Consider the following 10,908-nt stretch of genomic DNA (forward strand, 5'->3'; position numbering starts at 1 on the left):
ACCGCGGAGCCGGGGTTTTCCCCAGGCCGTGCACACCTCTTGACGCAGCCGCCGGACATTGTCACATTCATCAGTGTCACGTTACGGGCACGTACCGCACACGGCAGGGAACGGACGGTGGCATGACCGGCTTGGCCAAGGCAGTGCACGATGTGAACACCCCGGAGCTGCGGGGGTTCAGAGAGGTCCAGCGCCTCGCCTACGCCTGCGCGGAGGCGGTCGCCGGCCAGTTGCGCTCGGGGATGACCGAGCGCGAGGCGGCCCGGATGCAGCGTGTGTGGCTGCGCGAGCGCGGTGTGCGCGACTGGTTCCATCTCCCGTTCGCCTGGTTCGGGGACCGTACGGCGTTCGCCGGTTTCAAGGTGCCGCTGCAGTTCTTCCCGACCAACCGGAAGCTGGAGCCGGGCATGCCGTTCATCCTCGACATGGCCCCGGTGTACAAGGGGTTCACCGCCGATGTGGGGTATTCCGGGTGCCTCGGCCTCAGTCCGCTGCACGACCGGCTGCTGGCCGACCTGGAGGCCCATCGCGAGCTCATCCTGCGGGAGGTGCGCGAGCGCCGTCCGCTGCGCGAGATCTACGAGGACGTCGAACGCCTCATGACCGCGCAGGGATACGCGAACCGGCACCGGGCCTATCCCTTCGGCGTGATCGCCCACAAGATCGACCGCGTCACCGAACGCCGCTGGTCCCCGCAGGTGTTCGGCTTCGGCACCCAGGCGCTCAAAGGACTGGTGAGCGACGCGCTGCACGGCCACCGGGACGGCTGGTCACCACTGTGGAGCCCCTACCGCTTCTCCGACCACCCGCCGCAGCCGGGCCTGTGGGCGGTCGAACCCCACCTCGGATTCCGGGGTACGGGCGCGAAGTTTGAGGAGATCCTGGTCGTCACCGACTCCAAGGACCCCGAGCAGAGCGCCTTCTGGCTGGACGACGATCTGCCGCATGTGCGGCGCTGGGCCGAGGAGAAGGTGGCGGCGTGAATCTGTCTCAGGCGCGTGAGCGGACCGTGCGTACGGGAGGCGTCGAGCTGTGCGTCGCCGAGCTGGGCGACGCGGAACGGCCGACCGTGGTGCTGGTCCACGGCTATCCGGACAGCAAGGAGGTCTGGTCGGACGTCGCCGTGCGGCTGGCCGAGCACTGGCACGTGGTGCTGTACGACGTACGGGGCCACGGCCGGTCCACCGCCCCGAAGCCGCTGCGCGGCGGCTTCACCCTGGAGAAGCTGACCGACGACTTCCTCGCCGTGATCGACACCGTCAGCCCGGACCGGCCGGTGCACGTGGTCGGTCACGACTGGGGTTCCGTCCAGTCCTGGGAGTTCGTCACGGTCGGCCGGACCGAGGGCAGGATCGCCTCCTTCACCTCGATGTCCGGGCCGTCCCTCGACCACTTCGGGCACTGGATCAAGCGCCGGATGGCCCGCCCCACCCCGCGCAAGGTGGGCCAGCTGCTCGGCCAGGGCGCGAAGTCCTGGTACGTGTACATGCTCCACACCCCCGTCCTGCCGGAGCTCGCCTGGCGCGGACCGCTCGGCAAACGCTGGCCGGGGATCCTGGAGCGGCTGGAGAAGGTGCCCGCGGGCGACTACCCCACCGCCTCCCTCCCCGACGACGCGGCGCACGGCGCCTGGCTCTACCGCGACAACGTCCGCGCCCGGCTGAGCAGGCCCCGCCCGGACGCCTACGCCCACGCACCGGTCCAGCTGATCACCCCGACCGGTGACTCCTTCCTCTCCGAACGGCTCTACGACGGCCTGGAGGACTGGGTTCCCGCGCTGGTACGCCGCTCACTGCCGGCCAAGCACTGGGTGCCCCGCACCCGGCCGGACCAGCTCGCCTCCTGGATCGACGAGTTCGTCACCGCGAACGAGTCCGCGGCGCGGGACGGCGGGCCCGTGCAGCAGACGGTGGCCCAGGGACCCTACGCGGAGCGGTTCGGCGGTCAGCTGGTCCTGGTGACGGGCGCGGCCTCCGGGATCGGGCGGGCCACGGCGTTCGCCTTCGCCGAGGCCGGCGCCCGGATCGTGGCCGTGGACCGCGATGCGGAGGGCGCCGCCCGCACCGCGGAGATGGCACGGCTGATCGGGGCCCCCGCGGCCTGGGGCGAAGCCGTGGACGTCAGCGACGAGGCCGCGATGGAGAAGCTCGCCGCCCGGGTCGCCGCCACGTACGGAATCGTCGACGTCCTGGTCAACAACGCCGGGATCGGGCTCTCCGGCTCCTTCCTGGACACCACCAGCGAGGAGTGGAAGAAGGTCCTCGACGTCAATCTGTGGGGGGTCATCCACGGCTGCCGGTTCTTCGGCCGGCAGATGGCGGACCGCGGCCAGGGCGGCCATATCGTCAACACCGCTTCGGCAGCGGCCTTCCAGCCCTCCCGGGCACTGCCCGCGTACAGCACGTCGAAGGCGGCCGTGCTGATGCTCAGCGAGTGCCTGCGGGCCGAGTTGGCGGAGAAGTCGATCGGCGTGAGCGCGATATGCCCCGGCATCGTCAACACCAACATCACCGCCACCGCCCGGTTCGCGGGGACCGACGCGGCGGAGGAGGAGCGGCTGCAGAAGCGGACGAGCCGGCTCTACGGACGGCGCAACTACCCGCCGGAGAAGGTCGCCGACGCCGTCCTGCGGGCCGTCGTGCGCAACCAGGCCGTGGTCCCGGTGACCCCGGAGGCGCGCGGCGCCCGGCTGCTGTCCCGGCTGAGTCCGGGGGCGCTGCGTGCCCTCGCCCGGATGAAGCCGCCGCTGTGACCGGGGCCGGGGCAGCGGCCGCCGAGTACCGGATCGAGGACCTGGCGCACGCCAGCGGCGCCACGGTGCGCACGATCCGCGCCTATCAGGACCGGGGGCTGCTCCCGACGCCCGAGCGGCGCGGACGGGCCAACGTGTACCGGGAGGCCCATCTGGCCAGGCTGCGGCAGATCGCGGACCTCCTCGACCGGGGCTACACCCTCGCCAGCATCAAGGAGCTGCTGGAGGCGTGGGACGCGGGGCGGGGGCTCGGCGGGGTGCTCGGCCTCGTCGCGGAGGTGCAGGGGCCGTGGACGGACGAGGAGGCGGACCGGATCACCCGAACGGAGCTGGACGCGAAGTTCGGCGGCGCACAGGACGACGAGGCGATAGCGGAGGCCGTGGCGCTCGGCGTGCTGGAACGCGTCCCCGGCCGGGACGACGAGTTCCTCGTGCCCAGTCCCCAAGAGCTGTCGGTAGCAGTTGAGTTGCATGCCGCTGGGGTCCCGCTGACGGCAATCTCCGGTCATCTGCGGGAGCTTCGCGGACAGGTGGAGCACATAGCCTCCCGTTTCCTGGAGTTCACCACCGAGCACGTCTTCGCCCGCTACCTCGGTCATCGCCCGCCCACCGACGCGGACGCGGCCGAGGCAGCATCGCTGGTCCGACGGCTGCGGCCGCTCGCCCAGCAGACGGTGGACGCCGAACTGGCCCGCGCCATGCAGATGTTCGCGACCCGGCACCTGCACCACCACCTCGGCGCCGAGGAGAGCGTCATCGAGGGGAGCGAGACGCGTCCGGTGCTCCTGCCACGCCGGACAACCCAGGCCGTGCAGGCGCTGGTCGGCCCCGACCAGGTGGCGGCGTTCATCGCGGCGGCCGCCGAACGCGAGGTGCAGGCACGCACCTTGGATGCGCTCGCCTCATCTCACACAAGAGTCACGAAAGTTGACGAAACGGGTTGAATCGCCTGCCTGTTGTCCACAGTTTCGTCAAATAGCCTGTGGATAAGTCGAGTTGGTTGTGGATCAAACATCGGTACGAAGAAAGACGAAAAGAAGCCTGTAAGAAATCCGGATGCACCGATGAACCGCGCACGGGCACTCTGGCGCGATGGACGAACGTCGCACCGTCACGGTGTCCAAGTACCTCTCGAAACATCTGCGGCACCAGCCGGAGCGCATCGGCCTCACCCTCGACGAGAACGGCTGGGTTCCGGTCGACGATCTGCTGCGGGCCGCGGCCCGGCACGGCTTCCCCCTCACCCGCGCCGAGCTCGACCACGCGGTCGCCACCAACGACAAGCGCCGCTTCGCCGTCGAGAGCGGTGGCGCGGGCGGCGTGGACGGCGATCGCATCCGTGCCCATCAGGGCCACACCGTCGCCGTGGACCTGGACCTGCCGCCGGCCGAACCGCCCGCGCACCTCTACCACGGCACGGTCGCCCGGGTGATGGACGCGATCCGGGCCGAGGGCCTGCGCCCCATGGCCCGCCACCACGTGCACCTGTCCCCCGACCGGGAGACGGCCACCCGGGTCGGCGCCCGCCGCGGGCGCCCCCTCGTCCTCACCGTGGACGCGGGCGGGATGCACCGTGCCGGGCATGTCTTCCGCGTCAGCGCCAACGGCGTCTGGCTCGCCGACGCCGTACCGCCCGCGTTCCTGCTCCTGCGCGGCTGAGGAGCCGGGCAGCGGGAGCCGCCGGACCCGCGCCGGCCACCGCGCTCCTGGGCGGAACGCCGGACCTACGCCAGTTGCGCGGGCGCCTCGGTGGCGATGCGCTCGAAGACCTTCGGGTCGACGTCGAAGACCGAGTCCGGGATCGGGGCGTGGACGACGATCTCCGTGAAGCCCAGCTCCGCGTGGCGGCCCGCGAAGTCGACGAACGCGTCCACGGACGCCAGCGGGGCGGTGCGGTCCGGGGTGAAGCCGGTCAGCAGGACGCGGTCCGGCTCGGAGGCGTCCCGGCCGATCTCCGCGCAGGCCGCCGTGAACTTCTCGCTCTGCGCGCGCAGCGCGGCCCGCGACTCCTCCGGGGTGCCGTTCTCGTACAGTTTCGGGTCGCCGGTGGTGACCCACGCCTGTCCGTGGCGGGCGGCGAGCTTCAGCCCGCGCGGCCCGGTCGCGGCGACCGCGAAGGGCAGCCGGGGCCGCTGGACACAGCCGGGGATGTTGCGGGCCTCGTCCGCGGTGTAGTGGGTCCCGCGCTCGGTCACCGCGTCCTCGGTGAGCAGGCGGTCCAGGAGCGGTACGAACTCGGCGAACCGGTCGGCGCGTTCGCGCGGGGTCCAGGCCTCCTGGCCCAGCGCGGTCGCGTCGAAGCCGTTGCCGCCGGCGCCGATGCCGAGGGTGATCCGGCCGCCCGAGATGTCGTCCAGGGAGATCAGCTCCTTGGCCAGCGTGACCGGATGGCGGAAGTTGGGCGACGTGACGAGGGTGCCCAGACGCATGCTCCGCGTCACCGTCGCCGCGGCCGTGAGCGTCGGGATCGCGCCGAACCACGGACCGTCCCGGAAGGTGCGCCAGGACAGGTGGTCGTAGGTGTACGCGGTGTGGAAGCCGAGGTCTTCGGCCTGCCGCCAGGTCTTCTGTCCTTCGGCCCACCGGTGGATGGGGAGGATCACGGTACTCAGACGCATGACCCCGACGATACGCGGGCCCTCGCGGCCGGGGAGACGCCGCCGGAGGAGCGCCGGGCGGCAGCTCCGGCCGCCCTCCGGAGGCCGCCGCCGTGGAGTCCTGGGCATACCGAACCGGGCTGAGCGCCCGGCCCGGGAAGGGAAGAGGCGGGCGGACCACCGAGCCATGCGGACCACCCGGCCACGCGGACCACCGAGCCATGTGGACCACCCGGCCATGGAGGAGAGGAAGCGGCGGTGGTGGGCGTCCACAGGGAGGACGGGCCGCCTCGACGCCGTCTGGCCCCCTCCGGTCACCTGAACGGGTAGCACCGACGTCGAGCGGGGACGCCTGGCCCGGATGCGTCCCCCTCCTCTGCCACCGTGTGCGTCGCCGCCCGGTCGCTGCGACCCGACCGCGGGCAACCGGCGGCCCCCCGTCCCCGCCCCGGAAGGCACCTACCGTGCGTCTTCGTAGAGCCGCCCTGCTCACCGCCGTTCTGGCCGGCCTCACGGTCGGGGCCTCCGGCCCAGGAGGACCCCCCGGCGGACCACCGGCCGGACACGGAGTGGTGCAACCGGCCGGACACCGCGTGGTGAAGGAGCGGGGCGTCGTCCGCAGCGGTGACCGGCCCATCGCCGCCGCCGAGGTGACGCTGCTCCGGGCCGGCGACCGCCCCGGGGCCGGCGCCCGCCCGCTGGCCCGTACCCGCAGCGACGCCCAGGGCCGCTTCACCCTGTCGTACCGCGCACCCGACAGCCCGGACGCCGTGCTGTACCTGACCGCCGACGCGGGCCCCGCCGGCCATCCGCACCACCGGACCGGGCACCGCGTGCGGCCGGTCCGGCTGGTCGCGATGCTCGACAGGGGAAAGCGCCACGGCAAGGTCGTGCTCAACGAGCGCACCACGGTCGCGGCGGGCTTCGCGATGGCGCAGTTCACCCGGCGCGGTGAGGTGGCGGGCAGCCGGCCCGGACTGCAGAACGCCGCCGCCGTCTCGCACAACCTCGCGGACATCGGCGACGGCTCGGCGGCCGAGGTGCTCTCCACCGCCCCGAACGGCGACCGGACCTCCAGCCTGCGCGCCTTCAACACGCTGGCCGACATCCTGTCCGGCTGTACCGCGGGACAGACCTGCGAGAGCCTCTTCGCCCTGGCCGCGCGCCCCGGGGCGCAGGCGCCGAAGGAGACCTTCCAGGCGGTCGCGGACATCGCCCGGCTCCCCGGCAGCCGCCCCGCCGAGCTGTTCGCCCTGGGACAGGGCCGGAACACCTACCGGCCCCGGCTGACCGAGGCGCCCGACGCCTGGACCATCGCGCTGCGCTACGTGGGCAACGGCCACGAGCTGGACGGCCCGGGGAACGTCGCGTTCGACGCGGAGGGCACGGCCTGGATCGTCAACAACTACGCGTTCAACCCCGATCCCCTGCAGCCCGCCTGCGGCTCCCGCATCCTGTCCCGGCTCACTCCGACGGGCCGGGACATCCCCGGCGCCCCCTACCGGGGCGGCGGGCTGTACGGAGCGGGCTTCGGCGCCGCCATCGACCCCGAGGGCCGGGTATGGGCGGCCAACTTCGGGTTCCAGGGCACCGGCTGCCCTCTCGACGCGAGCCTCCTCTACCGCAGCGTCTCGCAGTTCACCGCCGAGGGCCGGCCCCTCTCGCCGCCCGGGGGCTGGCGCTTCGGCGACATCGTCCAGCCCCAGGGAACCGTCTCGGACCGCGAGGGGAACGTCTGGATCGCCAACTGCGGCGGCCGGAGCGTCACCAGGATCCCGCACGGGAACGCCGCACGGGCCCGGAACATCGCGCCGGGCGGCGACAGTCTCGTCAAGCCCTTCGGCATCACGGTGGACACGCGGGGACGGGCCTGGGTGACCGGGAACGGCAGCGACAGCGTGATGCTGATGTCCCCGCAGGGAGAGCCCCTGCGCTCGGTCACCGGCGGCGGCATCAAGCGGCCCATGGGCATCGCCTCGGACACTCTGGGCAACGTGTGGGTGGCCAACGGGGGAGCGGTGGTCACGCCCTGCGAAGGCACCACCCCCGCCATGGTCGCCGAGGCGGTCGAGGACATCGTCACCCGCCATGTCGACGCCTCCGTCACCCTGGTCCGTCCCGACGGCTCCACCCCCGCGAAGCCGTTCGTCAACGACGGCCTGTTCCTGCCCTGGGGGATCGCCGTCGACGGCGACGACACCGTCTGGGTGGCCAACTTCGGCGGCCACCGCGTGGCCAACCTGTGCGGCGCCCGCGTATCGGCGTGCCCGCCCGGCCTGCGTACGGGCGATCCGATCTCGCCGGCGGACACCGGCTACACCAGCGACGGGCTGGAGCGGAACACCGCCGTCCAGATCGACCCCTCCGGGAACGTCTGGCTGGCCAACAACTGGCGTGACGTCCCGGTGCAGACCAACCCCGGCGGCCACGAGATGGTGGTCTTCGTCGGACTCGCCGCCCCCGTCCGCACTCCCCTCCTCGGGCCGCCGCGGCGTCCCTGACCGTGCGCTGCCCGCAGTGCCGATCGCCCGGGACCGGAAGGTCCCGGGCGATCTCGCGTACCGCCGCGGGCCGGCGGCCGGTGCGCCGGAACCGGCGTGGTCGCACGGGCACGCCGTGTGGAGATCCGGCTCCTCCACGAACACCCGTGGCAGTGGCATATGCCCGAGGGCTTTTTCGCAGATCGAGGCCACCGCCCACTCAGATGTGCGCCCCTTCGCACGCCCGTGCACCCTCGTGGGCGAGAATGGCCCGGTGACCCCAGTGACCGATACGCCTCTTCCCGCCGTGACCCGGCTGATCGCCACCGACCTCGACGGCACCCTGCTGCGCGACGACAAGACGCTGTCCGCGCGCACCGTCGCGGCCCTCGCGGCGGCGGAGGAGGCCGGGATCGAGGTCTTCTTCGTCACCGGCCGGCCGGCCCGGTGGATGGACGTCGTACGGACCCACGTCCAGAGCCACGGCACGGCCATCTGCGCCAACGGCGCCGTGGTCACCGATCTGCGGACGGAGGGCGGCCTCCTCTCCGTACGGGCGCTGGAGCGCGACGCCGCCCTACACGTCGTGCGCACCCTGCGCGAGGCGGCCCCCGGCACTTCCTTCGCCGTCGAGATGACCACCGGGATCAACTACGAACCGGCCTACCCGCCGTTCCACCTGGACCCGGGAGCCTCGGTGGCCGTCGCCGAGAAGCTGCTGCACGAGGACGCCCCGGGCGTCGGCGCGCCCGTACTCAAGCTGCTGGCCCACCACACCGAGCTGGCGCCCGACGCCTTCCTCGACCTGGCCCGTACGACGGCCGGCGACCGGGCGTCCATCACCCGCTCCAGCCCGTCCGCGCTGCTGGAGGTCAGCGGTCTCGGCGTCTCCAAGGCCACGACGCTCGCCGCCTGCTGTGCCGAGCGCGGCATCGCGCCCGCCGAGGTGGTCGCCTTCGGCGACATGCCCAACGACATCGAGATGCTCGGCTGGGCCGGCGCCTCCTTCGCCATGGGCAACGCCCACCCGGACGCGCTGGCCGCCGCCACGGGCCGGACGGCGACCAACGAGGAGGACGGGGTGGCGCTCGTCATCGAGCGGATCCTCGCCGCCCGCGCCCAGGGTCGCACCGAGCCCTGCTGAAACCTTTCGGCACAGCGGGGAGGCTCCCCGCCGGAAGGCTCCTCCCCCACCGAAGGACGCTCCCCACCCGGAGGCGCCCCTCACGCCGGAAGACTCCCCTCACACCGGGAGACGCTCGCCACCGGGAGGCGCCCCTCACAGCGGCGCCTCCCACACCACCGTCGTACCGCCGCCGCCCTCCCCGATGCCCGGCTCGATCCGGCTCGACCCGCCCAGGGACTCGGCCCGGCGGGCCAGATTGCGCAGTCCGCTGCGGCGGCCGCCCTCCGGAATCCCCACCCCGTCGTCGGCGACCGAGAGCCGCACCGCGGCCCGCCCGTCCGGCAGCGTCACCGTCGCGTCGACGACCACGTCGATCAGCGCGCCCTCCGCGTGCCGGAACGCGTTGGAAAGGGCCTCGCGCAACGCGGCCACCAGGTTCTTGCCGGTCAGCTCTCCGACGAGCGAGTCGACCGGGCCCAGGAAGCGGTGCGAGGGCTTGAAGCCGAGCGGGACGGCCGCCATGTTGATCTCCCGCAGGACGCGGGTGCGCAGGCCCGCCGGGGCTTCGGCCGGCTCCTGCTGGAGCGCGAAGATGGCCGTACGGATCTCCTGGATCGTCACGTCCAGCTCGTCGACCGCCCGGCCGACACCGGTCCGCACGTCGGGCCCCACCGGTCCGCGCTGAGCGCTCTCGAGCATCATCCCCGTGGCGAACAGCCGCTGGATGACCAGGTCGTGGAGGTCGCGGGCGATCCGGTCGCGGTCCTCGTACACCGCGAGCCGCTCCCGGTCCCGCTGCGCCTCGGCCATCATCAGCGCGAGCGCCGCCTGGGAGGCGAACTGCGTGGCGAGCGTCCGCTCGGCCTCCGTGAAGGCACGCGCGCCCCGGGAACGGGGAGTGGCCAGCGCACCGAGCACCCGGCCGCCGCTCTGGAGAGGCAGCAGCATGCTGGGGCCGAACCGGTCGGCCAGCCGCGTCACCATCCGGCCGTCGGAGGCAGAGTCGTCGATGAACACCGCCTCACCCGCGAGGAGTTTCGCCACCACCGCGCTCCGGGCCGGGACGATCACACCGAGCAGGGCCGAGGACTCGCCGGACGACACGGCGGCGATCTCCAGACCGCCCTCCTCGGCGGGCAGCAGCACGATCCCGGCCGCGGCATCGGCGAGCCGACGGGCGTGTTCGGCGACGACGGACAGGGCCTCGTCCGCGTCCCCGCCCGACAGGAGCGCCGTCGTGACCGCGACCGATCCGTCGATCCAGTGCTCCCGCTGCCGCGCCGCCTCGTACAGCCGGGCGTTGCCGATGGCGATGCCGGCCTCCGCGGCGAGCACCCGGACCATGTGGAGGTCGTAGTCGCCGAACTCCGCGCCGCCGTGCTTCTCGGTGAGGTACAGGTTGCCGAAGATCTCCCCCTGGACCCTGATGGGCACCCCGAGGAAGGAGCGCATCCGGGGATGCCCCGGCGGGAACCCGGCGGACCTCGGGTCGGTGGACAGATCGGCCAGCCGGACCGGGGCGGGATCGTGGATCAGCGCGCCGAGCAGGCCCCGGTGGCCGTCGGGCCGCCGCCCGATCCGCTCGGCGACGTCCTGCGGAACACCGTGGGTGACGAAGTCCGACAGCCCCTCGCCCAGTTCGTCGACGACGCCGATGGCCGCGTACCGGGCGTGGGTCAGCTCGGCGGCCGTCTCGCAGATCCGGTCCAGGGTGGAGTGCAGTTCCAGCCCCGCGCCGACGGACCGCATCGCCTCCAGGAGCTGCGGCACCCGCGCGGTCAGCTCGGCGGACAGCCCCTGGAGGCCGCGGGTCGCCCGGGTGGCGGCGTCGAGGGAGTCCTTCGGGTCGGGCTCTGCCATGACCTGAGCCTAATAAGTGCTGATACAGGGCGAAAGTTGGAAATGTGCCGGGGGACGGGAGTGTCGGCGCCGCCACTCCCGTCCCCCGGTGCC

Annotated in this window: 8 protein-coding genes; 6 read left to right on the plus strand and 2 right to left on the minus strand. The window is 72.9% G+C overall.

Annotated features, from left to right (window positions below):
- The first annotated feature begins 122 nt into the window (after positions 1–122).
- The 4 genes from KME66_RS16555 to KME66_RS16570 all read left to right on the plus strand — a co-directional run bounded on the left by KME66_RS16555 (position 123) and on the right by KME66_RS16570 (position 4,411).
- Positions 123–983 (plus strand): M24 family metallopeptidase, encoded by an 861-nt coding sequence (locus KME66_RS16555; RefSeq protein WP_073223041.1) that lies wholly within the window; start codon positions 123–125, stop codon positions 981–983.
- Positions 980–2,752 carry an SDR family oxidoreductase gene (locus KME66_RS16560; RefSeq protein WP_216323246.1) on the plus strand — a complete coding sequence of 591 codons (1,773 nt, stop codon included), beginning with the start codon at positions 980–982 and terminating at the stop codon, positions 2,750–2,752. The genes KME66_RS16555 and KME66_RS16560 overlap by 4 nt, the downstream gene beginning before the upstream one ends.
- Complete coding sequence (locus KME66_RS16565; protein WP_216323248.1) at positions 2,749–3,696, plus strand: MerR family transcriptional regulator; 948 nt, start codon at positions 2,749–2,751, stop codon at positions 3,694–3,696. The genes KME66_RS16560 and KME66_RS16565 overlap by 4 nt, the downstream gene beginning before the upstream one ends.
- A gap of 148 nt (positions 3,697–3,844) precedes the next feature.
- Positions 3,845–4,411, plus strand: coding sequence for an RNA 2'-phosphotransferase (locus KME66_RS16570; RefSeq protein WP_216323251.1), 567 nt, complete (start codon positions 3,845–3,847; stop codon positions 4,409–4,411).
- Between the two features lie 65 nt (positions 4,412–4,476).
- Here the strand turns inward: KME66_RS16570 and KME66_RS16575 are convergent, their stop codons facing one another.
- Positions 4,477–5,370: an LLM class flavin-dependent oxidoreductase gene (locus tag KME66_RS16575; protein ID WP_216323254.1), complete on the minus strand. Its 894-nt coding sequence runs from the start codon at positions 5,368–5,370 to the stop codon at positions 4,477–4,479.
- A gap of 443 nt (positions 5,371–5,813) precedes the next feature.
- Here KME66_RS16575 and KME66_RS16580 point away from each other — a divergent pair, with 443 nt between their 5' ends.
- Both KME66_RS16580 and KME66_RS16585 read left to right on the plus strand, forming a co-directional pair.
- Entirely contained in the window at positions 5,814–7,850 is a 2,037-nt protein-coding gene (locus KME66_RS16580) for a hypothetical protein (RefSeq protein WP_216323257.1), read from the plus strand.
- Positions 7,851–8,103: 253 nt separating this feature from the next.
- Entirely contained in the window at positions 8,104–8,973 is an 870-nt protein-coding gene (locus KME66_RS16585) for a Cof-type HAD-IIB family hydrolase (RefSeq protein WP_073223026.1), read from the plus strand.
- 135 nt (positions 8,974–9,108) lie between these two features.
- On the opposite strand, the gene KME66_RS16590 is transcribed toward KME66_RS16585, so the two are convergent.
- Positions 9,109–10,815 carry a GAF domain-containing sensor histidine kinase gene (locus tag KME66_RS16590; RefSeq protein ID WP_216323260.1) on the minus strand — a complete coding sequence of 569 codons (1,707 nt, stop codon included), beginning with the start codon at positions 10,813–10,815 and terminating at the stop codon, positions 9,109–9,111.
- Positions 10,816–10,908: the final 93 nt, after the last annotated feature.

It is taken from the genome of Streptomyces sp. YPW6 (genome assembly GCF_018866325.1).
Taxonomy (GTDB): domain Bacteria; phylum Actinomycetota; class Actinomycetes; order Streptomycetales; family Streptomycetaceae; genus Streptomyces.

What these genes read in the sequence shown, in the direction of transcription:
- KME66_RS16555 (WP_073223041.1), top strand. Translation starts at nt 123, where the DNA reads ATGACCGGCTTGGCCAAGGCAGTGCACGATGTGAACACCCCGGAGCTG.
- KME66_RS16570 (WP_216323251.1), top strand. Translation starts at nt 3,845, where the DNA reads ATGGACGAACGTCGCACCGTCACGGTGTCCAAGTACCTCTCGAAACAT.
- KME66_RS16575 (WP_216323254.1), bottom strand. Translation starts at nt 5,370, where the DNA reads ATGCGTCTGAGTACCGTGATCCTCCCCATCCACCGGTGGGCCGAAGGA.
- KME66_RS16590 (WP_216323260.1), bottom strand. Translation starts at nt 10,815, where the DNA reads ATGGCAGAGCCCGACCCGAAGGACTCCCTCGACGCCGCCACCCGGGCG.